The sequence below is a fragment of the Rhodococcus sp. IEGM 1307 genome (genome assembly GCF_030056915.1).
Lineage (GTDB): Bacteria > Actinomycetota > Actinomycetes > Mycobacteriales > Mycobacteriaceae > Rhodococcus_F > Rhodococcus_F opacus_D.
On sequence record NZ_JASHKW010000005.1, the window covers coordinates 234,369 to 258,412 of the forward strand.

General features: G+C 68.7%; 22 protein-coding genes. 6 read left to right on the top strand and 16 right to left on the bottom strand.

The features are described from left to right. Position 1 precedes the first annotated feature (1 nt). The 9 genes from paaE to QM841_RS11990 form a co-directional block, all read right to left on the bottom strand. On the bottom strand, positions 2 to 1,099 hold the full coding sequence (gene paaE, locus QM841_RS11950) for a 1,2-phenylacetyl-CoA epoxidase subunit PaaE (protein ID WP_283332151.1): 1,098 nt from the start codon (positions 1,097 to 1,099) through the stop codon (positions 2 to 4). A 2-nt stretch (positions 1,100 to 1,101) separates the two neighbouring features. Continuing rightward, entirely contained in the window at positions 1,102 to 1,611 is a 510-nt protein-coding gene (gene paaD, locus QM841_RS11955; RefSeq protein WP_283332152.1) for a 1,2-phenylacetyl-CoA epoxidase subunit PaaD, read from the bottom strand. 1 nt (position 1,612) lies between these two features. Beyond that, positions 1,613 to 2,530, bottom strand: a complete 918-nt coding sequence (gene paaC, locus QM841_RS11960; protein ID WP_283332153.1) for a 1,2-phenylacetyl-CoA epoxidase subunit PaaC — start codon at positions 2,528 to 2,530, stop codon at positions 1,613 to 1,615. Positions 2,531 to 2,538: 8 nt separating this feature from the next. Continuing rightward, on the bottom strand, positions 2,539 to 2,844 hold the full coding sequence (paaB, locus tag QM841_RS11965; protein ID WP_005250775.1) for a 1,2-phenylacetyl-CoA epoxidase subunit PaaB: 306 nt from the start codon (positions 2,842 to 2,844) through the stop codon (positions 2,539 to 2,541). Then, positions 2,841 to 3,794, bottom strand: a complete 954-nt coding sequence (gene paaA / locus QM841_RS11970; protein WP_005250773.1) for a 1,2-phenylacetyl-CoA epoxidase subunit PaaA — start codon at positions 3,792 to 3,794, stop codon at positions 2,841 to 2,843. Before paaA ends, paaB begins: the two co-directional genes overlap by 4 nt. Positions 3,795 to 3,880: 86 nt before the next feature. Further along, positions 3,881 to 4,672, bottom strand: a complete 792-nt coding sequence (locus QM841_RS11975; protein ID WP_283332154.1) for an enoyl-CoA hydratase-related protein — start codon at positions 4,670 to 4,672, stop codon at positions 3,881 to 3,883. A gap of 39 nt (positions 4,673 to 4,711) precedes the next feature. After that, the gene (locus QM841_RS11980; protein ID WP_283332155.1) at positions 4,712 to 5,566 is read right to left on the bottom strand and encodes a 3-hydroxyacyl-CoA dehydrogenase family protein; all 855 of its coding nucleotides are present in this window, start codon (positions 5,564 to 5,566) and stop codon (positions 4,712 to 4,714) included. Beyond that, entirely contained in the window at positions 5,563 to 6,291 is a 729-nt protein-coding gene (locus QM841_RS11985) for an enoyl-CoA hydratase/isomerase family protein (protein WP_283332156.1), read from the bottom strand. Before QM841_RS11985 ends, QM841_RS11980 begins: the two co-directional genes overlap by 4 nt. After that, entirely contained in the window at positions 6,288 to 7,508 is a 1,221-nt protein-coding gene (locus tag QM841_RS11990) for a thiolase family protein (protein ID WP_283332157.1), read from the bottom strand. Before QM841_RS11990 ends, QM841_RS11985 begins: the two co-directional genes overlap by 4 nt. A 159-nt stretch (positions 7,509 to 7,667) precedes the next feature. Here QM841_RS11990 and paaZ point away from each other — a divergent pair, with 159 nt between their 5' ends. Genes paaZ through paaI form a run of 3 tightly spaced genes read left to right on the top strand, consistent with a single transcriptional unit; the run spans position 7,668 to position 10,442 of the window. Then, complete coding sequence (paaZ, locus tag QM841_RS11995) at positions 7,668 to 9,707, top strand: phenylacetic acid degradation bifunctional protein PaaZ (RefSeq protein ID WP_283332158.1); 2,040 nt, start codon at positions 7,668 to 7,670, stop codon at positions 9,705 to 9,707. Further along, positions 9,704 to 10,021 carry an EthD family reductase gene (locus QM841_RS12000; RefSeq protein ID WP_283332159.1) on the top strand — a complete coding sequence of 106 codons (318 nt, stop codon included), beginning with the start codon at positions 9,704 to 9,706 and terminating at the stop codon, positions 10,019 to 10,021. Before paaZ ends, QM841_RS12000 begins: the two co-directional genes overlap by 4 nt. 7 nt (positions 10,022 to 10,028) lie before the next feature. After that, entirely contained in the window at positions 10,029 to 10,442 is a 414-nt protein-coding gene (paaI, locus tag QM841_RS12005) for a hydroxyphenylacetyl-CoA thioesterase PaaI (protein ID WP_283332160.1), read from the top strand. A 44-nt stretch (positions 10,443 to 10,486) separates the two neighbouring features. On the opposite strand, the gene QM841_RS12010 is transcribed toward paaI, so the two are convergent. The 4 genes from QM841_RS12010 to QM841_RS12025 all read right to left on the bottom strand — a co-directional run bounded on the left by QM841_RS12010 (position 10,487) and on the right by QM841_RS12025 (position 18,177). Then, on the bottom strand, positions 10,487 to 11,377 hold the full coding sequence (locus tag QM841_RS12010) for a Vgb family protein (protein WP_283332161.1): 891 nt from the start codon (positions 11,375 to 11,377) through the stop codon (positions 10,487 to 10,489). Between the two features lie 49 nt (positions 11,378 to 11,426). Then, positions 11,427 to 15,905, bottom strand: coding sequence for a PDDEXK-like endonuclease domain-containing protein (locus QM841_RS12015; protein ID WP_283332162.1), 4,479 nt, complete (start codon positions 15,903 to 15,905; stop codon positions 11,427 to 11,429). 336 nt (positions 15,906 to 16,241) lie between these two features. Beyond that, positions 16,242 to 16,994 carry a GntR family transcriptional regulator gene (locus tag QM841_RS12020; RefSeq protein ID WP_007301678.1) on the bottom strand — a complete coding sequence of 251 codons (753 nt, stop codon included), beginning with the start codon at positions 16,992 to 16,994 and terminating at the stop codon, positions 16,242 to 16,244. Between the two features lie 31 nt (positions 16,995 to 17,025). After that, positions 17,026 to 18,177 carry an acyl-CoA dehydrogenase family protein gene (locus QM841_RS12025; protein ID WP_283332163.1) on the bottom strand — a complete coding sequence of 384 codons (1,152 nt, stop codon included), beginning with the start codon at positions 18,175 to 18,177 and terminating at the stop codon, positions 17,026 to 17,028. A 180-nt stretch (positions 18,178 to 18,357) separates the two neighbouring features. On the opposite strand from QM841_RS12025, the gene QM841_RS12030 reads away from it, so the two are divergent. Genes QM841_RS12030 through QM841_RS12040 form a run of 3 tightly spaced genes read left to right on the top strand, consistent with a single transcriptional unit; the run spans position 18,358 to position 21,447 of the window. Continuing rightward, on the top strand, positions 18,358 to 19,206 hold the full coding sequence (locus QM841_RS12030; RefSeq protein WP_164064292.1) for an HpcH/HpaI aldolase/citrate lyase family protein: 849 nt from the start codon (positions 18,358 to 18,360) through the stop codon (positions 19,204 to 19,206). Next, positions 19,203 to 20,210, top strand: coding sequence for a MaoC family dehydratase (locus QM841_RS12035; RefSeq protein WP_283332164.1), 1,008 nt, complete (start codon positions 19,203 to 19,205; stop codon positions 20,208 to 20,210). Before QM841_RS12030 ends, QM841_RS12035 begins: the two co-directional genes overlap by 4 nt. A gap of 25 nt (positions 20,211 to 20,235) precedes the next feature. Continuing rightward, the gene (locus QM841_RS12040) at positions 20,236 to 21,447 is read left to right on the top strand and encodes a CoA transferase (RefSeq protein WP_283332165.1); all 1,212 of its coding nucleotides are present in this window, start codon (positions 20,236 to 20,238) and stop codon (positions 21,445 to 21,447) included. A 61-nt stretch (positions 21,448 to 21,508) separates the two neighbouring features. On the opposite strand, the gene QM841_RS12045 is transcribed toward QM841_RS12040, so the two are convergent. From QM841_RS12045 to QM841_RS12060, 3 genes are all read right to left on the bottom strand, one after another. Continuing rightward, positions 21,509 to 21,979 (bottom strand): Rossmann-fold NAD(P)-binding domain-containing protein, encoded by a 471-nt coding sequence (locus QM841_RS12045; protein ID WP_283332166.1) that lies wholly within the window; start codon positions 21,977 to 21,979, stop codon positions 21,509 to 21,511. Between the two features lie 221 nt (positions 21,980 to 22,200). Then, the gene (locus tag QM841_RS12055; protein WP_283332167.1) at positions 22,201 to 22,977 is read right to left on the bottom strand and encodes an enoyl-CoA hydratase; all 777 of its coding nucleotides are present in this window, start codon (positions 22,975 to 22,977) and stop codon (positions 22,201 to 22,203) included. Continuing rightward, positions 22,974 to 24,041 carry an enoyl-CoA hydratase/isomerase family protein gene (locus tag QM841_RS12060; protein WP_283332168.1) on the bottom strand — a complete coding sequence of 356 codons (1,068 nt, stop codon included), beginning with the start codon at positions 24,039 to 24,041 and terminating at the stop codon, positions 22,974 to 22,976. Before QM841_RS12060 ends, QM841_RS12055 begins: the two co-directional genes overlap by 4 nt. Positions 24,042 to 24,044: the final 3 nt, after the last annotated feature.

The following is a 24,044-nucleotide window of genomic DNA, read 5'->3' on the forward strand; positions in this document are numbered from 1 at the left end:
GTCAGGCGTCGAAATCGACGGTCACGTTGTCGCTGACCGGGAAGGTCTGGCACGTCAGCACGAAGCCGGAGTCGACCTCGTAGTCCTCGAGCGCGTAGTTGCGGCGCATGTCCACGTCACCGCACGTGATCTTGGCGCGGCACGTTCCGCAGACGCCGCCCTTGCAGGCGAACGGAAGGTCCGAGCGGTACTTCTCGGCGGCATCGAGGATCGCCTCGTCCCGCGGCAGCGTCGCGGTGGTCGAGCGACCGTCCAGGACAACCGTCACCTCACTGCTCGGCCCGGTGACGCCGGGCTCGCGGTGGGTTTCCATGGGCGGGGGCACGTCGTCGACGAAGAACAGTTCGTGATGCACGCGGCTCTTGTCGATCTGCAAGTCGCCGAGAACGGTCTCGGCGTCGGTGACCATGCCGTACGGGCCGCACAGCCAGAAGTGATCGATGTCGGCCACCGGGACCACGGCGTCGAAGATGGCGCGGAGCCGGTCGGCGTCGAGACGGCCGGTGAACAGTTCGACCTCGCGGGGCTCGCGGGACAGGACATGGATGATGTCGAAGCGCGACCCGTACGTGTCCTTGAGGTCGGCGATCTCCTCGGCGAACATCACCGAGCGGGTGCGCCGGTTGCCGTACAGGAGAACGACTTCGGCCTCGGGGTTCGCCAGCATCGATGCGGCGATCGACAGCATCGGCGTGATGCCCGACCCGGCGGCGATCAGCACGTGGCGACCGCCGGCCGCGGGGTCGGCGACGAACGTTCCGCTCGGGCCCTGCACCTCGATCCGGTCGCCGGGGCGGACGTCGTGCACGAGCCACGTCGAGAACAGACCGTCGGACACCTCGCGCACACCGACCCGCGGCGCGGAACCGGAAGGCGCGCAGATGGAGTACGAGCGGCGGTGTTCGACACCGTCGATCGTCCGCCGCAGCGTGAGCGACTGTCCGGGACCGAACGCGAACTCGTCGGCGAGCTCGGCCGGCACGTCGAACGTGACCGCGACCGCGTCGTCGCACAGGGATTCGACGTCGGCGACGGTGAGGGTGTGGAACGCCCTGTTGCGCAACGCCGCGCCGGGTTTCGGGGAGACCGCTGTGGTCATGGTCAGATTTCCTTCACGTGATCGAAGGGTTCGAGGCAGTCGAGGCACCGGTAGAGCGCCTTGCACAGCGTCGCCCCGAATTCCGAGTCGAGCCGGGTGTTCGCCGAGTGGCACTTGGGGCATGCCACGGGTCGCGGCTTGACGGTGAGCGTCAACGGCACCGGACCCGATGCGCGTCGCGGCGCGGGACCGGGTGTCGAGTAGCCGTTCTCGCGGAGCGCGCGCAGCCCGTTCTCGCTGATCCAGTCCGTGCTCCACGGCGGCGACAGGACGGTCCTGACCTCGACGCTGCCGAACCCGGCGTCCTGCAGGATGTGCTCGATGTCGTCCCGCATGGTGGCCATGGCGGGGCAACCGGAATAGGTGGGGGTGATGGTCACGACCACCGACCCGTCGGCGTATTCCTCGACGTCGCGCAGCACACCGAGATCGGCGAGCGTGAGCATCGGCATCTCGGGGTCGAGCACGGATTCGGCGAGGCGACGGGCGTCGCTGCGCACGGCGGTGGTCATGTCACCACACTCCTTCGGGGTGCGCCCGGGCCACGCTCTGCATCTCGGCGAGCAGCAGTCCGAGCGCCTCGGTGTGCAATCCCTGCCGTCCTGCCCGGCCGCCGACGGTGCCGACGGTCCGGCCGGTCGGTGCGGTGAGCTCGGCGGCATGCAGCACCTGCTCGAGCACGGAATCGAATTCCTCACGCACGTCCCGCGGGTCGACGCCCACCCCCACCGCCGCGAGCGCGAGCTCCTCGGTGGTCGGGACGAACAGTTCCTCGACATACGGCCACACGTGGGTTAGCGCCGCTCCCATCCTGGACTTCGACTCCTCCGTCCCGCAGCCGAGCGTCACAACCCAGCGGGCCGCATAGTCGCGGTGGTAGGTGAGTTCCTTGACGCCCTTCACCGCGACCGCCGCGAGAACCGGGTCCCGGGACGTGCGGAGACGATCGAACAGCGCGAGACGCCACGTCGAGAACACCAGCAGTCGCGTGACCGACTGAGCGAAGTCGCCGTTGTCGAGTTCGGCCAGCCGGGTGTTGCGGAACCGATTCTCGTCCCGGAAGAACGCGAGCGCGTCCTCCGCGGGAACCGGGCTCGTCTCCGAGATGTACGGCACCACCGACGCGTCCGCCACGGCCGCACGGGCGAGCAGCAGTCGCGCCTGACCGAGCAGGTCGAGCCCGACGTTCGCGAGCGCGACCTCCTCCTCGAGTTCCGGTGCGCGCGTGCTCCACTCGGCAAGACGCTGTGAGCTGATCAGTGCATCGTCACCCAGCATCAGGCAGTAGCCGGCCAGCGCGGAGAGGTCGACGTCCTCCGGAACCGTGGTGTCGACACCCGCGAGGGGATCGTCGAAGCTGGTGCCGAACGCCCACTGGCCGTGGCTGTCTTCGTCGACGAGGCCTTCGTAAGCATTGTCGTGGTCGGTCATCGTCAGCCTCACATGTGGGGAACGTTGTCGGGGATCTCGTAGAACGTGGGGTGCCGGTACACCTTGTCGCCGCTGGGCGCGAAGTAGGGATCCTTCTCCGACGGGCTGGACGCCACGATCGAATTGGACCGAACCACCCAGATGCTCACGCCCTCGTTGCGGCGGGTGTAGACGTCCCGGGCGTGCCGGACGGCCATCTCGTCGTCGGCTGCGTGCAGGGATCCGACGTGAACGTGGTTGAGTCCGCGCTTGCCGCGCAGGAACACCTCGTACAGGGGCCAGTCCGCGCGCACTGCGTTGTCGTCCGTGCTCATCGTGCGTTCTCCTTGCTGCTCTCGCGGCGGGCGAAGGCCGTCGCGGCCTCCCGCACCCACGCCCCGTTCTCGTGTGCTGCCCGCCGGTTGGCGACGCGCTCGACGCTCGATGCGCCGTTGCCCTTGATCACCTGCATGAACTCGCTCCAGTCGGGCTCACCGAAGTCGTGAGCGCCACGCTCGGCGTTCCACTTCAGGTCCGGATCCGGGAACGTCACGCCGAGCACCTCGGCCTGCGGGATGGACATGTCGACGAACCGCTGACGAAGTTCGTCGTTGGTGTGCCGCTTGATGCGCCACTTCATGGACTGCTCGGAGTTGGGCGACTGATCGTCCGGCGGTCCGAACATCATCAGCGCCGGCCACCACCAGCGGTTCACCGACTCCTGCACCATCTCGCGCTGGGCGTCGGTGCCGCGCATCATCGTCATCAGCAGTTCGAAACCCTGACGCTGGTGGAAGGACTCCTCCTTGCACACCCGGATCATCGCCCGCGCGTACGGCCCGAAGGAGCTGCGGCACAACGGAACCTGGTTGCAGATCGCGGCGCCGTCGACGAGCCAGCCGATGACGCCGACGTCGGCGTAGGTGAGCGTCGGGTAGTTGAAGATCGAGGAGTACTTCTGCTTGCCCTCGATCAGCTTCTCGGTGAGGTCGGCGCGATCGGCTCCGAGCGTCTCGGCGGCCGAGTACAGGTACAGGCCGTGCCCGGCCTCGTCCTGAACCTTCGCCATGAGGATCGCCTTGCGGCGCAGCGACGGCGCGCGAGTGAGCCAGTTGCCCTCCGGTTGCATGCCGATGATCTCCGAATGCGCGTGCTGCGCGATCTGCCGGATCAGAGTCTTGCGGTAGCCGTCGGGCATCCAGTCCCTCGGCTCGACCCTCTGGTCGGCTGCGATGGTGTCATCGAAGAGCTCTTGCAGCTCATCGGAAGCGTGTGACGTGGTCATATGTCCTACCTCTATTACCGAATGATCGGTTGGTATCAAGTATGCATGTCAGCCGCCGCCCACACAAGGGCGGGAGCCGAATTACGTCAGTGGCCTTCGAAGGCGGGCGTACGCTTCGCGAGGAACGCGTCGACCGCGCTGCGGTGATCCTTCGACCGGCCGAGCTGCTCGGCGGCCTCGCGCTCCCGCTCGAGCGCCTCCGACAGCCCGCTCGACGCTGCCGAGACCAGCGACTTGACCTGCGCGTACGCGGCCGTGGGACCGTCAGCCAGCTTCCGCGCCAGCGCAGTGGCCGCGTCCCCGAGTTCGACGTCGGGAACCACCCGGTGCACCAGCCCCCAGTCCAGCGCCTGCGCCGCTGTGAACCGGTCGCCGAGCATCATCAGCCCGGTCGCCCGGCTCGCTCCCAGCGCCTGCACCAGGGTGTGACTCAGCCCGGAGTCGCCGGCCAGCGCGATCCCCGTGAAGGCCGTGGCGAACTTCGCGCCCTCCCCCGCGATCCGGATGTCGGCGGCCAGGGCGATGCCCAGCCCCGCCCCCACGCAGGCCCCACCGACCGCGACGACGACCGGGACACGGACCGCGGCCAGCGCCCGGAGCAGCGGGTTGTAGTGCTCGGCGACGGTGTCCATCGCGTGCGCGGCGTCCGCCTCGAGCCCGGCGACGTGCTCGGCCAGGTCCTGGCCGACGCAGAAGTTCTTGCCCTCCGCCTGCAGCAGTAGGGCACGCACGCCGTCGTCGGCGGCGACCTTCTCCACCGCCGCCAGCAACTGTTCCTTCACCGCGCGGTCCAGGGCGTTGGACGCGCCCGCACGGCGCAGGGTGATGGTGGCCAGTCCCGCGTCCACGGAAAGTCCGACCACGTCGTCAGTGCTCATGAGAATGTGCCTCCTGCTGATTGTGATGTGGGTGGCCCGTCAGGACCAGGTGAAGAACCCCTGGCCCGTCTTGCGGCCGAGTTCGCCGTTGGCGACCTTCTCGCGCAGCAGCGCGGGCGGCGCGAACCGGTCGCCGAGCGTCTTCGCGAGGTGCTCGGCGATCGCGAGCCGGACGTCCAGTCCGACCAGATCGGTGGACCGCAGCGGTCCCATCGGGTGGCGATAGCCCAGTTCCATGGCCCGGTCGATGGACTCGGCGTCGGCGACGCCTTCCTCGAGCATCCGGATCGCCTCGAGCCCGAGGCACACGCCGAGACGGCTGGTCGCGAAGCCCGGGGAATCGTTCACCAGCACCTCGGTCTTGCCGAGCTGGGCCACCCACTCCCGGACCTTCTCGACGACACCGGAGTCGGTGGCGGGGGCGCGGACGATCTCGACGAGCGTCGACGCCGGAACCGGATTGAAGAAATGCATGCCGATCAGCCGGGCCGGGTCGCTGAGGGCACTGCCGAGTTCGGCGATGGAGATCGAACTGGTGTTGCTGGCGATCACCGTCGACGGGTCGACCGTCTTCTCGACGAGCGAGAGCACGGACAGCTTGAGGTCGACCAGTTCGGGCACCGCCTCGACCACCAGATCCAGGGCCGGCGGGAGCGCATCGGGGGCGGCCACCGTGGACACCCGTCCGAGGATCGTCGCGGGACCGACGTCGCCGAGCTTGCCGCGTTCGTGCGCGCGGTCCAGTCCGTCGGACACCCGCCTCAGCGCCGCCTGCCGGTCGCCGCTCTCGGCGATGGTGACGGTGGAGCCGAGGGTCGCGAAGACCTGCGCGATACCCGCGCCCATCCGGCCGCCGCCGACCACTCCGACGTTCTTCGGTGCCGTGCTCGTCATTTTCTCTTCTCCAGAAACGCAGTCATGCGGTCGTGTTTGTCGCGGCTCTCGAACAGCACCGCCTGGGCGATGTCGTCGGCGAACGGGTGCGAGCCCGGTGCGTCGACGATCATCTTCGTGAGCTTGAGCGCCAGCGGCGCCGAGCGCGTGATGCGGTCGATGACCTTGTGCGCTGCATCGATGTGCTCGCCGGGTGCGACGACACTCATGACGAGTCCGCTGCGCAGCGCGTCCTGCGCGTCGAGGTTCCGGCCGCCGAGCAGAACCTGCTTGGCGACGGACGTGCCGACCAATTCGGGCAGCCGGTAACTGGCCCCGGCCGCGGCCATGATCCCCAGCCCCGGCTCCGGGTTCCCGAAGACCGCGGTCTCGGTGGCGATGCGGATGTCGCAGGCGTAGGACAGTTCGGCGCCGCCGCCGAGCGCGTACCCGCTCACCGCCGCGACGGTGGGCAGCGGCAGCTTCGCGATGCGGTCGAACAGATTGCGGTTGATGCCGGCGAACGCCTCGTCGCGGCCGCGTTCACGCAGTTCGGCGATGTCGGCGCCACCGGCGAAGTGGTCGCCCTCGCCGGTCAGCAACATCGGCTTCGGCGCCGCTTCCAGCGCGGCGCACACCTGGTGCAGTTCGCCGATCATCTCCGCGTTGATCGCGTTGCGCTGCGCGGGACGGTGCAGCGTGACCACCATGCGGTCGTCGCGGTCCTCGATCTTCAGTGTGTTCACGGCGCCTCGATCAGCATCGCGACGCCCTGGCCGACGCCCACGCACAGCGAGGCCAGCCCGCGGCGGACGCCTTCGCGTTCCATCCGGCCGAGCAGCGTCAGCAGGATCCGCGCACCCGAGCAGCCCAGCGGGTGGCCGAGTGCGATGGCGCCGCCGTCCGCGTTGACGATCGACTCGTCCAGCTTCAGCTGCCGGATCACTCCGAGCGACTGCGCCGCGAAGGCCTCGTTGAGTTCGGCGGCGCCGAGGTCGGAGATCGACCAGTTGGCGCGGGCGAGGGCCTTGCGGGTGGCCGGGACCGGGCCCAGACCCATGACGTTGGGGGCGATGCCCGCGCTGGCGCTGGTGACGATGCGGCCGCGGACGGTCAGGCCGTACTTCTCCACCGCAGCCTCGCTCGCGACGACCAGGGCCGCGGCGCCGTCCGAGAGGGACGACGACGAGCCGGCGGTCACGATGCCGCCGGTGCGGAACACCGGTTTCAGCGAACCCAGCTTCTCCAGCGTGGTTCCCCGCCTGGGGGTTTCGTCGGCGGTCAGTTCACCGTCGCGCACCGGCACGGGCACGATCTCACGGGCGAACCGGCCGGCGTCCACCGCCGCAATCGCCCGCTCCTGGCTGCGCAGCGCGAAGGCGTCGCTCTCGGCGCGGGTGATGCCCTCGAGCGCGGCGACCTCCTCGGCCGTCTCGCCCATCGACAACGTCACCTTGCGGACGTCCGGTCCGGCCCCGGCCGGAACGTCACGGTCTGCCGCGGTGAACCGCGGGTTCGTGAAGCGCCAGCCGAGCGAGGTGTCGGCCACCTCCCCCGGACGTGCCCACGGGGTGCCGGGCTTGGCCATCACCCAGGGTGCGCGGGTCATCGATTCGACGCCGCCGGCGATCACGATGTCGGCCTCGCCGCTGCGGATGGTGTGCGCGGCGGACGCGACGGCGGTCAGACCGCTCGCACACAGGCGGTTCACCGTGTAGCCGGGAACGCTGTCGGGCAGGCCCGCGAGCAGCACGGTCATGCGGGCGACGTCCCGGTTGTCCTCACCGGCCTGGTTGGCGGCACCGAGGATCACCTCGTCGACGGCGTCGCCCGGGATCCCGGCCCGGCGGGCGGCCTCGGCCACGACGAGACCGGCAAGGTCGTCGGGGCGCACTCCTGCGAGCGCTCCGCCGTATCGACCCTGCGGGGTACGGGCTCCGTCCACCAGAAACACTTCGGCCACAGTCTTCTCCTTCACGGGGGTGCCGTCTATTAATAACCGAATCTTCGGTCGGTACGCAAGGGGAGGTAGCGCACGAAAAGTTGCGATGCTCCCTTGACAACCAGCGGCGGAAGCGACGATTCTGTTAACCGACCGAACGTACGGTGAAATGGAGTTGTCGTGAGCAAGTTACTGGAAAGCTACGCCGCCGGACGCTGGTACACCGCGCCGGACGAGGGAACCCCGCTGCTGAGCGCGGTCGACGGTTCCGAGGTGGCGCGCATCTCCGCGACCGGACTCGACCTCGGCGAGATGGTGACCTACGCCCGCGAGGTGGGCGGACCGGCGCTCGCGAAACTGACCTTCCACGAGCGTGCCGCCGCCCTCAAGGCGCTCGCCCTCACCCTCATGGCGGGCAAGGAGGAGTTCTACGCCCTCTCCACCTCGACCGGCGCCACCAAGCGCGACTCCGGCGTCGACATCGACGGCGGCTTCGGCACCCTCCTCAGCTACGCCAGCAAGGCCAGGCGGGAACTGCCCAACGACACCGTCTACCTCGACGGCGCGTTCGAGCAGCTGGGCAAGAAGGGCACCTTCCTCGGCCAGCACGTCTACACCTCGCGCCGCGGCGTGGCCGTCCAGATCAACGCGTTCAACTTCCCGGTGTGGGGCTTCCTCGAGAAGCTCGCCCCCGCGTTCATCGCCGGCGTCCCGTCCATCGTCAAGCCCGCGAGCCAGTCGGCCTATCTCACCGAGCTCGTGTTCCGTCGCATCATCGAGTCCGGGCTGCTGCCCGAGGGTTCGGTCCAGTTGCTGTCGGGGAGCGCCCGCGGGCTGCTCGACCACCTCGGCGGGCAGGACTCCGTGGCGTTCACCGGATCCGCCGACACCGCGGCCACCCTGCGGGCGCATCCGAACGTCGTCGGCGAGGGCGTCCACTTCAACGCCGAGGCCGATTCGCTCAACGCGTCGATCCTCGGCTCCGACGTCGAACCGGGCAGCGAGGAATTCGACCTCTACGTCAAGCAACTCGTCACCGAGATGACAGTGAAGGCCGGCCAGAAGTGCACCGCCATCCGGCGCGCCTTCGTGCCGTCCGCACTGATGGACGACGTCATCGCCGCGGCCGAGGCCCGGCTGTCGCGCGTCGTGGTCGGCGCCCCCGACGCCGAAGGCGTCACGATGGGTGCGCTCGCCAGCCTGGAACAGCGCGACGAGGTCCTGAAATCGCTCCGCGGACTGACCAAGTCGGCGCAGATCGTGGTCGGCGACCCGGAGAACTTCGACGTCGTCGGCGCCGACAAGGCGACGGGCGCGTTCCTGCCGCCGATCCTGCTGCGCTCCGACGACAAGGACGCCACCGAACCCCACGACATCGAGGCCTTCGGCCCGGTCAGCACCGTCATCGGATACGACAGCACCGACGAGGTCATCGAACTCGCCGCCCGCGGCAAGGGCAGCCTCGTCGCCTCCCTCGTCACCCGCGATTCCGCACTCGCCCGCGACATCGTGCTGGGCCTCGCCCCGTTCCACGGCCGCGTCCTCGTCCTCAACCGCGACGACGCCAAGGAATCCACCGGCCACGGCTCACCCCTGCCCGTCCTCGTGCACGGCGGCCCCGGACGCGCAGGCGGCGGTGAGGAACTCGGCGGCATCCGCGGCATCCTGCACCACATGCAGCGCACCGCGGTCCAGGCCACCCCCGACATCCTGACCGCGGTCGGAAACAAGTGGGTCACCGGTTCGCAGCGCAACGACGACGGCATCCACCCGTTCCGGAAGAACCTCGCTCAGTTGCGGATCGGCGACACCATCGTCGGCGGCCCCCGCCAGGTCACCCTCGCCGACATCGACCACTTCGCCGAGTTCACCGGCGACACCTTCTACGCCCACACCGACCCCGAGGCCGCGGCCGCGAACCCGCTGTTCGGCGGCATCGTCGCCCACGGATACCTCGTCGTCTCCCTCGCCGCCGGCCTGTTCGTCGAACCGAATCCCGGTCCCGTCCTCGCCAACTTCGGCGTCGACAACCTCCGGTTCCTCACCCCCGTCAAGGCCGACGACAGCCTCACCGTCACGCTCACCGCGAAGCTCATCACCCCGCGCAGCAGCGCCGACTACGGTGAAGTCCGTTGGGATGCAGTCGTCGTCAACCAGGACGGCGATCCCGTCGCAACGTACGACGTACTCACCCTCGTCGCCAAAGGAGAAAACGCATGAGCTTCAAGGTCGCCGTCTGTTACGGCCACCCCGATGATCCCGAGGCGTTCGACGCCTACTACCGCGACACCCACATGCCGCTGGCCCGCAAGATCCCCGGCCTGACCGACTTCACGTGGGGCAAGTGCAGCGCCCTCGACGGCGGGAAGCCGCCGTACTACGCGGTCGCAAGCCTCGTCTTCCCCGACGCCGACACCATGAAGTCCGGATTGCAGTCCGAGGAGATGAAGCAGGCGGGCAAGGACGTCCGCAACTTCGCCACCGGCGGCGTCACCATGTACGTCCAAGAAGAAGAATCCGTCTACAACCAGTAGGAGAACCATGACTGTCGACGCGTCCGCGGAATGCCGCATCGCGCGGAAGATGTTCGAAGCCGACAACGCGTCCCAGGCGCTCGGCATCGAGATCCTCGAGCTCAGCCCCGGTCACGCAGTCGCGTCGATGGTCGTGGGTGAGACCATGGTCAACGGCCACGGCATCACCCACGGCGGGTTCGTGTTCACCCTCGCCGACACCACATTCGCGATGGCGTGCAACGGATACGACACGCCCGCCGTCGCCGCCCGCGCCGACATCCGATTCCTGACCGCCACCCGCCTCGGCGACACCCTCGTCGCCGAGGCCGTGGAGCGGGCCCGATTCGGGCGCAACGGCATCTACGACGTCACCGTCCGGCGCGGCGACGACGTCATCGCCGAGTTCCGCGGCGACAGTCGTGCGCAGCCGCGCCCGTGAGCATGTGCGCTCCGCACCTGTGAGTACTTGTTAACCACGGGACGTTAATAAGTACTCACGGGCCGCAGGCACGCGACAAGTCCGATCTCCAGCGCGACCCAGACTGCACCGTCCGGTCCCACGGCGATCCCGTGCGGCTCCGAAGACGGTGTCGGCAGGTCGTATTCGGTGATGTCGCCGTCCGGCCCGATGTGTCCGATGCGGTTTGCGCCCCATTCGGTGAACCAGCAACCGCCGTCGGGGTCGGCGACGACGGCGTGAGGTCGGGCCGAGCGGTCCAGGAGTGCGAACTCGTCGATCCGGCCGTGGACGGAGATCCGGCCGATCTGCCCGGCGCCGATCTCGACGAACCACAGCGCGTCGTCGGTCCCGCGGGTGATCCCCACCGGCCCGGCGGCGGGCGTGGGCAGAGAATGCACCGCGACGTTGCCGTCGAGATCGATACGGCCGATCGCGTTCGCCTGGTTGAGGGTGAACCACAGTGCGTCGTCCGGACCCAGCGTGATCGCCGAAGGGAACCCGCCGTCCGTGGGCAGAGGAAACTCGGTGATCTGCCCGTCAGTGGTGATCCGCCCGATCCGGTCGGCATTCGTCTCGGTGAACCACAGGGCACCGTCCGGGCCGGCGACGATCCCGAACGGACCGCTGTCCGGGGTCGGGATCGGGAAGGAATCGATCGCTCCGTTCGACGTCATCCGCCCGATCCGGTGGTCGCGGAATCGTGTGAACCACAAGGCCTCGTCCGGGCCCGGCGTGATGATGGTGGGCCCACACTCCGCGGTGTCGAGCGGAAACGTCGCGACTTCACCGTCGACGGTGAGGCGCGCGATCCGACCGGCGTGGACGAGCGTCACCCACAAGGCCTGGTCGGGCCCGGCCGTGATCGCGTACGGCCCCGACTTCTCGTCGGAGACGGCGAACTCCTGGATTCTCATGCGCTCCGCACCTGTGAGTACTTGTTAACCGCGGGACGTTAATAAGTACTCACGGGCGCGAAGCGCCTATGGGGGCCGCGTGCTTTCCGCGCTCGGACGCGGCGGCGTCGCGCGCTGCCCGCTCGGCGGCGGCCGCCTCGATGGCGATCGCGTGATCCACCGCGTGCGGCGCGATGCCGAGGTTGTCCAGAGTCTCCCACAGACTCGACAGGGCAGCCTTCGGGTCGAGGTAGTACTCCGACTCCCGGACGCGCCAGAACGTCCAGCCGCACCGTTTGAGTTCCTGCTCGCGTTCGAGGTCCGCGATCCGCTGTTCCGGGGTGGTCGAGAACGCGTCGCCGTCGCATTCGACGGCGAGTCTCATGGTGCCGCCGGTGACGACGAGGTCGATGCGCCGATTGTTCACCTCGACTTGCGAATTGACGTGGTAGCCGCGTTCGGCGATGTCGTTGAACACCCGCTGCTCGAGCAGATTGTCGAACGGCGGGATCCGGGTGTCGCGGTCGACGTCCTGCGGCATGGGGTCGGCCGGCGCCGGCGACGTCGACATCATGTAGCTGAGCAGGGAGTTGCGCAGGTCGGCCCGCTTCAGTTCGTCGACGGTCACGGAGTGGAACACCCACAGCTGGTCCTGCGCCCGTGACGCCGCGACGTTGAACCGCCGCTTGTACTGGTTCGCCGTCAGCGGTGCGAAGTTCTGCTCGGGTCCCACGACCATCGACAGGAAGACGACGCTTCGTTCGTCGCCCTGGAAGTCGGGCGGCGTCCCGACCCGGAGTCGCCGCTGTTCCCACTGTTCGATGCCGATGCGTTTGACGAGTTCGGTCCGGATGGCGTCGACCTGGGACTGCCCCTGCAACACGACGATTCCGAACGTCTTGCCGTCGTAGCGAGGGTCGACGAGGCATTCGATGAGCTGGTCGACGAGGGCGGCGGCCTCGACGTGGTTGGTGAGTGTCGCGTCCTTGCCTGACACGGTGGCCTCGGATACGTACGTATGTTTCAGCGGCGGAAGCCGGTCCGCGCCGAACTGCCGCACCGGGACCAGCGGCAGTTCGCCGTAGAATTGGGTGCTCGACCAGTTGATGATCTCGGGCATCGAGCGGAAGTGCTCGCGGAGCCGGACCACCTGACCGAAGCTGGTGCGCAGGATCGAGAACAGGCTCGACCGCGGCGTGAGCGTGGCCTGGACGTACTCCGGAAGGTCCGGCAGGTAGGCGTCGAGCCGCGTGAACACGTCGTCGAGGGTGCCGGTGGTGGGGATGTCGGCGGGTGCGCACTGCTTGTCGTCGCCGACAACGATCACCCGCGGCGCCAGCCACAGCAGGAACAGGTTGGTGATGTCGGCCTGGCTCGCCTCGTCGACGATGACGACGTCGAAGCTGCCCGGCACGGGCGGGATCGACGCGAGCACCTGCTGCAGCGGCATCACCCACGCGGGCACCGCGCCCTGCGCCTCGCCCATCGCGGATCGTGCTGCGCTGCGGTACTTCTCGGCGTACTTCCCGGCGCCGGCACCGATGCTGGAGATGTGCTCGCGGTACGTCTGCAGTGCCCGCACCTGATCTGCCGTCAGGTGTTCGAGGCAGTCGCGCCAGGCGGTGGCCGCCGCGAGCCGCGCCGTCAGGTGCGCGAGATCCGCGTCGACGGCGTTGAGTTCGGCTTCCAGCTCCTGCTCACGACCGGCACGGTGCTGCTCGGTGACCCATTGGCGGGCACGGCGCCACGCCCAGGCCTCCGACATCTGCCAGCTCATCTCGTCCCACTCGGTGAGCGCCGCCGTCCTGCGCACCAGTTCGTACAGCGCCGGGGCGACGGGTGAGAGTTTGTCGGACAGTTCGTCGAACAGCCGCTGATCCTGCTGCTCGACGCGGGCGATCGCGTACCGGGAGAGGGCATCCGACAGGGCCTCGTTGTCGGCCTGATCGAGTGCCGCCACCAGGGCGGTGCCTTCCGGCGACGGTCCCGCGTCGACCTCGGTGGAGACTGCCGAGACGATGGCGTCGAGTTCCGCACGGGCACTGTCCACGTCGGCGCGCGTGGTGATCGCTTCTGCGGCCCCGGCCACCGCGACGGCGTCCGCAAGAGTGCGGATCCGCGGCGCGTTCGGGGACAGCGCGAACAGTTCGCGGGCCAGCGCGTCGCGCGCGACGAGGAGGGCGCGCACCCGGGCCACCCGGCCGACGATCATGTTGAGGCTGTCGACCTGGACGGCACGGGAACCGTTCATGTCCACCGGAATCCGAAGGTCCGCCAGCAGGGTGGCGGCGGTCTGCGCGGCGTCGTGGGCGCGTAAGTGCTCGGTCACGAGCCGCACGGTGGCGGCGGTCGTGGCGGGTACACCGTCGACGGTGGCGTCGAGGCCGAGTTCTTCGACGGCCTTCTGCTCGTCGCTGCGACGGAAGCGCGTCTTCCACTCGACGGCGCCGGATTCCATCGCGACGGCGAGCGCACCGATCGCCTGCAGCGCCGGTCGGGTCATGACGGCGCACTGGACGTCGTGCGCACCGATGTAGCGGTCGGCGGCCGCGGCCGCCTCGACGATCGCGGGCAGGGCGTCCAGACGACCCCACAGGTGCGTCGCCCGGCCGGAGAGGACGGTGTCGGCGAGGCCCTGGAACTGGCCGTCGAGGTCGAGGACGTCGTGTGCCCGCGCCTGCAATTCCTTGCAGTGCCGGCGAACCGTGTACGCCGTCTCGGGGTCGACACCCCCGAGGACCTCGAGCAGATGCGCCGACTGCGGGGTGTCGATGGGGACGCTGGTCGAGGCCCGCGAGCAGAGCCGTTCGAGTTCGGCCCGGTTGGGCAGCAGCGAGTCGAGCGCGGGAAGCGTCTGACGGGACCGCTGCGCCCGTTCGGGGGACGCCGTCACCGACAGCCGGCGCAGCGTCTCGACCTCGGTGCCGGTGAGGGGCGGCTGCTCGCTCAGCAGCGGACCGGGAAGCCACTCGAAGGCGTCCTGCAGACCCATGACCTTGCGGACGATGGTGGCGGCGGTGCCCTCGTAGCCGTCCGCGACAGCGTCGTGGAGGTAGGTCTCGGACTCGCGCAGCGCCTTCACCTGCTCGAGTACGACGGCCCGCTTCTGCACGGCCTCGTCCCGCTGGGCGCGGAGATCGGCGATCTTCTGGCCCTCGCTGTGCGGGTTGAACGACGACTTCCGTTCGGCGATCGTCGCGACGCTGCGGGTGAGCTCGTCGGAGCCGCCGCGGGACAGATCGGTGATGGAGACGCACAGTTCCTGCATCTCGGGCGGGAGCTTGTCCCTCAGCACCCGGAGCGCCTGCGCCTTCTCGCTCGTGACGAGCACCCGCTGGCCGCGCGCGAGCAGCGCCGACACCAGGTTGGCGATGGTGTGGGTCTTGCCCGTGCCGGGCGGCCCTTCGACCACCACTCCGCTGTCCCCGCCGAGCCGCTCGATGATCTGCGACTGCTCGGCGTTGGCCGGGAGCGGGAAGAGCGGGTCTTCGGCGAGCGTCGACGAGGTGGCAGCGCCGGTGCGCTCGAGCCACGACAGCCGGTCTGCCGGTTCGATCGCCTCGACCAGCTGCGCGAGCCCGAGCGGAACGGTCGCGCCGTCGCGTTCGAGGTGGGAGATCATCTGCTCGTAGTACTCGACCAGCGCGAAGGCACTGCGCTTGCGCAGGACCAGGGCGGGCGACAGCGTGAGGGTGCCGTCGGCGTCGGTGTCGGGTGGCCGGAGGCCGTCCCGCATCGTGACAGTCGTCATCAGCGACTTCGGCGCCCACTCCGCGAGCAGGGCGCGAACGCCGTCGCTCAGCGGCGACACGGCGGTGTCCTGCAGTTGCTTCTGCAGCGGCATCGCGTGCGCGCTGTCGTAGACGTCGAGTCCGGTGAACAGCTGGGAGTCTTCGAGCCGGGGCTGGGAGCCCGCGATCAGCCGCACCAGCAGGTCGCCGGTCCGGGGATCGCGGTGGATGCTCGCCGACTGGGTGACCAGGTGGGTCTGGACGCCGTCCGGGCCTGCGCCCGCCAGGGTCAGCAGACCGGACGCGACGACGAGTTCGATCGACTCGGGTCGGGCGTTCAGCTCCTGCAGCATCCGCTGCAGCGACTGGTACAGATCGGCGTGCGGACGACGCTCACGGTCTGCCTTCGCCCACGCCTGCCAGCGCGGCACGTAAGCGTCGAACGCCTGCCGGACGTCGTACGCGCGGCGCACGTCGTATTCCTCGTCGGAGTCCTCGGCGTAGGCGTCGGACGCGTTCAGTTCGAGATCGGAACGCGAGCTGTCGGAGCGGGCCGCAGCGTCCACCCAGCCGGCCAGGACCGTGGGCAGTTCCGGCGGATCCTCGACGCCGATGAGGGGCACGCGCAGGACGATGTCGCCCTGCGCGGCGTCGGAATCGAGTTGGATCGTCCGGCCGTCCTGATGCAGCCATTCAACCTGTTCGTGCTGGTCGACGCGGAGAACCGGCTTCGTGCGAGCCCTGACGATCTCGCGCAGGAACTGCAGCAGGCGCTGGACGCGGCCTGCGAGCTCGGCGTCGTTTTCGGGACTCGACAATGTAAACCTCTGCGAATTCTCGGTGATGACGTGCGCTTGCCCCCGCCGTGCACACTATCGGGTCGAGGGGGTGAAGTTCGAGGCGTCATCCCCTGGCAGAGGGACTGGACGGTCGCTCGAGCTGTCGATCGGACCTCGATGCGTACCGGTCGGTCTCTACTGTTCACCCGTGCCGGCGGTGAAGTCCCCGGTCTGCTTGCGCATCGGTTCGTTCGCCTCGAACACATCGCGGAGTTCGGGACGGAACGGCAGCAGTGCCGGGATGTGGGCATGGAAACGTCCGTCGAGCGCGAGGACGGCGGCGGCAGACGCCGATCCCGACGAGGACGCGGACGGTCAGCGTCCGCCGCGTCGCAGGGTCACGCGATAGGTGTAGTGCTCGGGCAGGAAGTAGCTGACCGCCAACTCGACGGTCCGCCCCTCCGAATCGGAATAGAGCCGGTCCACCCGCAGCATCGAATGGCCCTCGGGGCAGCCGAGTTCGCGGGCCACGTCCGCGGGGGCGGGCGCGACCGTGATCGATTGCGCCGCCTCCACGATGGGGCTGCGCAGGTGCGGCTCCAGCAGACCGATGATCGTGTACGCACTGACGGCGCCCTCGGACATCTCGGGCGCGTCGACGACGAGCCGGGCGATCTCGTCGGGAAGGTACACGGTGGTCAGCACGAACGGGGTGTCGTCGTGGCGCCGCCGGAACACGACCGTGTGGACGAGGTCGGTGTCGAGGCGGAGCCTGCTCGCGGCCTCGATGTCGACCCGGCGGCGCAGCGGGGAGACCACCTCCATGGTGGTGTCGGTGGACAGATTCATCAGATCCTCGATCGACCCCAGCTGACGCAGGTATCGGCCGTCGGACTCGGCTGCGAACGTCCCGCGGCCCGGGACCCGGTAGACGATGCCCTCGGCTACCAGGTCCTGGAATGCGCGTCGTACGGTCTGCCGGCTCACGCCGTGCTGTTCCGCGAGCTCGAATTCGGTGGGGAGCTTGAGGCCGCCGCGGTACTTGCCCGCGGCTATGTGTTCACGGAGCTGCTTCGACACCAGCTGGTACGCCGGCTCCGTCTCTCGTTCTCTTTCCCTACCGTTCATCGCGCACCGATCCTACGTGCAGGTTGCCGGACTACAGACCGCCTCGCGACACGAGTTGCGAGACGATGACGTTGCGCTGGATCTCGTTGGTGCCCTCACCGACGATCATCAACGGCGCGTCCCGGAAGTACCGCTCGACGTCGTACTCGGTGGAATAGCCGTAACCGCCGTGGATGCGCACCGCGTTCAGGGCGATGTCCATCGCCACCTCCGACGCATACAGCTTCGCCATCCCGGCCTCCATGTCGCACCGATCACCGCTGTCGTACTGCTCGGCCGCATGCCAGGTCAGCTGCCGGGCCGCCGTCAGCTTGGTCGCCATGTCGGCCAGGTAGTTGCCGATCGACTGATGCTTCCAGATCGGCTTGCCGAAACTCTCCCGCTGCTGCGCGTAGGCGAGGGAGTCCTCGAGCGCGGCCGTGGCCACGCCCAGCGCCCGGCAGGCCACCTGGATGCGGCCGGTCTCGAGGCCCTTCATCATCTGCGCGAACCCCTTGCCCGGGGTCCCGCCGAGGATCGCCGTGGCCGGGGTCCGGTAGTTGTCGAACGACAGCTCACAGGTTTCGACGCCCTTGTAGCCGAGCTTGGGCAGATCCCGTGACACCGTCAGACCGGGACCGTGCTCGACCAGGACGATCGAAATCCCCTTGTGCTGGGGGGTCGCCTTCGGGTCGGTCTTGCACAGCAGCGCGATCAGACCGGACCGGCGGGCGTTGGAGATCCACGTCTTCGACCCGGAGATCACCAGATCGTCGCCGTCGGACTTGGCGTTGGTGGACATCGCCTGCAGATCGGAACCGCCGCCGGGCTCGGTCAGCGCCATGGTGGCCCGGATCTCGCCGGTCGCCATCTTCGGCAGGTACTGCCGCTTCTGCTCCTCGGTGCCGTACAGCGACAGCAGCTTCGCCACGACGGTGTGCCCACCCATCGCCCCGGCCAGGCTCATCCACCCGCGGGCCAGTTCCTGGGTCACCTGCGCGTAACAGGGCATCGACACCGGAGATCCGCCGTACTCCTCCGGAACCGCCAGACCGTAGATCCCGATCTGCTTCATCTGCTCGATCCACTTCTCGGGGTACTCGTTGGCGTGCTCCACCGCCTGCACCGTCGGCTTCACGTCGCGGTCGATGAAGGCGCGCACCGTCTCGACCAGGTACGCCTCTTCCTCGTTCAGCCTGCCCATCACTCCACCTCGCACTCGCACAACATTTGTACGGCCATAATCCGACAATGTCTGCTTAAAGTCAACGATCGGTCTTGACATGACGGCTACGCCGCTGCCAGCATCAGCAGCGCAGCCCTACCGGGCTGGCCGTACATATCCAGCCCGAACCGGGCTCCCGGACCCTAGGAATGAAGCATCGTGCAGAACCTCACCCGCAGGCGCGCCGTTCTGGTGGCCCCCGGATCCGACGAACGCAAGGCCGTCAAGGCGCTCGCGTCGACCGCCGACGAGGTGGTCCTCGACCTCGAGGACGCCGTCGCCCCGGCCAGGAAGGCCGACGCCCGCGACCTCGTGCGCCGTCTCGTGCGCGAAGCCGACGGCTCCCGGGCCGTCTCGGTCCGCATCAACGCACTGACCACACCGTGGGCCGAGGACGACCTCGCCCTGTGCGCCTCCCTCGGCGCCGCCCTCACGAGCATCGTGGTTCCCAAGGCGGAGACGGCGCAGGATCTCGCGCACGCCGATCAGGCTCTCGCCGGTACCGACATCGGGTTGCAGGCTCTCGTCGAAACTCCGGTCGGGGTGCAGAACATCGGCGACATCACCCGGTCCGTCGCCCGGCTCGAGTCCGTCATCATCGGCTACGCCGATCTCGGGGCGGCCCTCGGCCGTTCCCGATCCGCCCTCCCAGAGCACTGGCTCGCGATCCAGGACGGCGTCCTCGTCGCCGCCCGCGCCGCAGGCATCCAGGCGATCGACGGACCCTTCCTCGGAATCGCCGACGACGACGCCTTCCGCCACTCGGCCGCATGGACCGGCGCACTCGGGTTCGACGGGAAATGGGTCATCCACCCCGCCCAGGTCGAATCGGCCGCTTCGGCGTTCACCCCCACCGACACCGCAGTCGAGGACGCGCGCCGCGTGATCGACGCACTCGCCGCCGCCGAGGCCGCGGGCAGCGGGGCCGCGCAACTCGACGGGCAGATGCTCGACGAGGCCGTCGCGGTGGCCGCACGTCGGGTCCTCGCCCAGGTAGGTGCGCAGTGACGATCACGCAGACCTACGTCGGTGGACCGTACTTCGACGAACTCGAGGTGGGGCAGGTGTTCGACACCGCCCCCGCCGTCACCCTGACCAGCGGCCTCGCCGCCGCGCATCAGGCCATCCTCGGCGACCGCCTGCGACTGCCCCTGGACGCGCACCTGTCCCGGACCGTCACCGGATCCGGGGACGCCGTGGCGAATCCCGGCCTCGTCTGCGACGTCGCCATCGGACAGTCCACGCTCGCCACGCACCACGTGAAGGCCAACCTGTTCTACCGCGGCCTCCGCTTCCACCACTTCCCCCACCTCGGCGACACCCTGTACACCCGCACCGAAGTGGTGGGCCTGCGCGAGAATTCGGCGAAGCCGGGACGCAAACCCACCGGGCTGGCAGCACTCCGGATGACGTCCACCGACCAGGACGGCCGCACCGTCCTCGACTTCTACCGCTGCGCGATGCTCCCGCTGAGCGAGAACCCCGACGAGGACCGCGTCCGCAAGTCCGACGACCTGTCCGCGATCGGTCCGCAGACCGAGCAGTCCTACGCCGCACCCGAGGGCTGGGACCTCGACCGTTACCGAGACAAGGTTCCCGGACAGCACTTCTCGACCGACCTCGCCGGGTCGGTCCTGCGGAGCAGCGGCGACGTGGTCTCGAGCGCCCCCGAACTGGCGCGCCTCACCCTCAACATCGCGGCCACCCATCACGACGAACGGGTCGGCGCGGACGGGCGGCTCGTCTACGGCGGGCACACCATCGGCATCGCGCTCGGGCAGGCCACGCGCGCGCTGCCCAACCTCGTCACGGTCCTGGGCTGGAAGTCCTGCGACCACACCGGTCCCGTCCACGAGGGTGACACCCTCACCAGCGAACTCGAGATCGAGAGCGCCGAGGCGTTGCCGGGCGGTGGGGGAGTTCTGCATCTGCGTTCACTCGTGTTCGCGCACAACGCCGCAGCGTCCGACGTTCCCGTCCTCGACTGGCGTTTCACCGCCCTCATGGCCTGACCTCCACCATCAAGGAGCTTCTCTCGTGACTGCCCACACTCCCCTTGCCGGACTTCGGATCGTCGAGGTCTCCAGCTTCGTCGCGTCGCCCCTGTGCGGGCTGACGCTGTCTCAACTGGGGGCCGAGGTGATCCGGGTCGACCCCATCGGCGGCTCCGCCTGCTACAAGCGCTGGCCGGTCACGAGTGACGGTGAGAGCATTTACTGGACCGGTCTCAACCGCGGCAAGCGGTCCGTGGCCGTCGACATGCGCAGCCCCGAGGGGCAGCAGCTCGTCCAGCAACTGGTCGCGGCCCCCGGTGCGGGTGGCGGAATTCTCGTCACCAACTCCGGTGGTCGTGACTGGCTCGCCCACGACGCGCTCAAGGCCCTGCGCCCCGACGTCATCACCCTCGAAGTCCTCGGTGGCACCGACGGTTCCCCCGCCGTCGACTACACCGTCAACGCGGGGCTCGGTTTCCCGTCCATCACCGGTCCCACCGATCATGCCGGCGTCGTCAACCACGTCTTGCCCGCGTGGGACGTGGTGTGTGGGCTGTATGCCGCGCTGGCCGTCGCGGCCGCCGTCCGGCACCGCGACGCCACCGGCGAGGGCACCCACATCCGCCTGCCGCTCGAGGACGTCGCGCTCGCCACCGCCGGCACGCTGGGCTACCTCACCGAAGTCCAGATCAACGGCACCGGCAGGCCGGCGACCGGAAACTCCGTCTACGGCACGTACGGAACGGATTTCACCACCAGCGACGGCGAACGGTTCATGATCGTCGCCCTCACCCCGCGCCACTTCCGTGACCTGGTCGCCGTCACCGGAACCACCGCCGCCGTGGAGGCACTCGCCACCGCACTCGACGTCGACTTCGCGCGCGACACCGATCGCTTCACCCACCGCGACGTCCTCACCGCCCTGTTCGCCCGCTGGTTCCGCGAACACACCGCGGCCGAAGTGGCCGAGGCGCTCTCGAAGACGTCCGTCCTCGCCGAGCGCTACCGCACCTTCGAGGAAGTCGTGAAGTCCGGGGAGCTCGAGAAGAACCCGATGTTCACTCCCCTCGATCAGCCGCGCATCGGCACCTACCTCGCTTCCGGGCATCCGGCGTCGTTCGACGGCCACCACAGCACCGTCGCACCCGCCTCCGCAGTCGGCGACGACACCGGCAGCGTGCTCCGGGACCTCCTCGGCAGCTCCGACTCCGACATCGCCAAACTCCTCGACAGCGGCATCGTCGGGGGGAAGTAACGCCTCGACGACGCGACGCTGCGGAAAGCGTGGTTCCGCAGCGTCGCTCGTGAGACTGGCGTCAGCCGAGTTCGTACACCTGGCCGGTGTGAATTCCGTGCACTGATTTGACGAAGGCACGTGCTACGTCGGCGACGAAGGGCAGCCCCCGGAGAACCAGTTCGATCTGCCCGAGCAGTTTGTCGTCGAAGCCCTGCCGGAAGTCGGCCGAGGTGGTGTCGCCGAACGACGGCAACGGGGTGACGCCCGCGACGCTCACCACGGCGTCGACGGTGCCGACTCGGTCGTACATGCGGTCGATCGACCGTCCGTCGCGCAGGTCCACGTCGAGAGCGCTGGACCGCGACGCGACGATCACCTCGTTCTGCGAGTTCAGCGCGTCGGCGACGAATGCGCCGCTCCGAGCCCGACCTGTTGCCTGCTCGAAGAGCCGGCGACGGTCCTCGATCTGGCGGCACGTGAACAGCTTCCGACATCGCTTGACGATGTGCGCGCCCAGGACCCCGACCGCGCCGGCATTCTCGTTACTCATCGTCTCGCGGAAACTACGACCACACATGCCGTTCTCGTGCGGGAGGGTGTCATAGTCGCGCAGGGGCCACTATCCGACGTCCTCACCACTACCCATCAGTGACTGCTTCGACCACTCCATCGCCATGACGCAGACGCAGGTACTCGAAACCGTGGACTGACTGGGCGCACAGAGGTGGGCCGACCGCTCGGGCAGCCCACCTGCACCAGCGTCTGTGGGGACTAGTGGTGTGTGAATACCGGTGACCGCTTCTCCACGAACGCGGCCATGCCTTCCTTCTGGTCCTCGGTGGCGAAGGTGGAGTGGAAGAGCCGCCGTTCGAAGCGGATCCCTTCGGTGAGGGTGGTCTCGAATGCCCGGTTGACTGCTTCCTTGGCCATCATCGCGACGGGCAGCGACATCTCGGCGACAGTGGTGGCGGTCTGCAGTGCTTCGTCGAACAGGTCTGCGGCAGGAACGATCCGGGACACGAGGCCGGCGCGTTCGGCTTCCTCGGCGGCCATGGTGCGACCGGTCAGGCACAGTTCCATGGCCTTTGCCTTGCCGATGGCGCGGGTAAGGCGTTGCGAGCCACCGATGCCGGGGATGACGCCGAGCTTGATCTCGGGCTGACCGAACTTGGCGGTGTCTGCGGCGAGGAGGATGTCGCACATCATCGCCAGCTCGCACCCGCCGCCGAGCGCGTGTCCCGCGACTGCGGCAATGATGGGTTTGCGCGCGGCGGCGATGCGGTCGCCGATGGAGAAGAAGTCGTCCAGGTAGACGTCCATGTACGACTTGGTTTGCATTTCTTTGATGTCGGCGCCGGCGGCGAACGCGCGGTCGGAGCCGGTGATGAGGATGGCACCGATGTCGCTGTCGGTGTCGAGTTCTTCGACGGCGGTGACGAGTTCGCGTAGAAGCTGGGTGTTCAACGCGTTGAGTGCTTTCGGGCGGTTGAGGGTGATGATCCCGACCCGGCCTTTGCGGTCGAGGAGGATGGTGTCGTAGTCGGTCACTGGTTGTCTCCGGTGGTGGTGGGTGGGGTGAGGCCGAGTTCGAGGTCGCCGAGTGGGGCGAAGAACGCGTCGACCTGCGCTGGGTCGACCTCCTCGATGGTGGCGGGCGACCACTGCGGGTTGCGGTCCTTGTCCACGACCTGCGCCCGGATGCCCTCGACGAGGTCGGGCGAGCTCAGGCAGGCGACGGACACCCGGAACTCGTCATTGAGCACTTCCTCGAGGCTGCCGGCCTGCCGTGCGCGGCGCAGCGATGTCAGGGTGACCGCGCACGCGGTCGGCGACTTCGAGCGCACCTGCTCGGCCGCCTTCGCAGCTTCCGGCACCCCACTGGCCTGCAGGCGCGCGACGATGTCGGCGACACTGCCGGCCGAGTACGCGGCGTCGATCCAGCCCTGCTGCGCCAGCAACTCCGAGGCCGGTGCCGGTTCGGTGAACTGTGCGAGCGCGTCCTGAACCGACGCGGTCGACAGCGCGTCGAGGAACTGCTCGATCTTCTCCGACGGGATGAAGTGGTCGGCGAACCCGCACGCGATCGCGTCGCCGGCACTGAGCCGGGCGGTGGTCAGGGCGATGTGGGTGCCCAACTCGCCCGGGGTGCGGGCGAGCAGGTAGGTGCCCCCGACATCGGGGACGAAACCGATCCCGGTCTCGGGCATCCCGATCATCGACCGCTCGGTGACGATCCGCACGCTGCCGTGCGCCGACACCCCGACCCCACCGCCCATCACGATGCCGTCCATGATCGCCACGTACGGCTTGCCGTAGCCCGCGATGGCCGCGTTGAGGAGGTACTCCTCGCGCCAGAACTCCCGCGAACCGGTGCCCCCGTCCTTGGCGTCGTGGTAGATCGACACGATGTCGCCGCCGGCACACAGGCCACGCTCACCGGCACCGGTGATCACCACAGCCCGCACCTCGTCGTCGCCGGACCACCCGGCCAAAGCCGCCGCGATCTGCCGCACCATCGCATGATTGAGGGCGTTGATCGCCTTGGGCCGATTGAGCACGATGCGGCCCAGCCCGTCCCGCTTCTCGACAATTACCTCAGATTCAGAATTCACGTA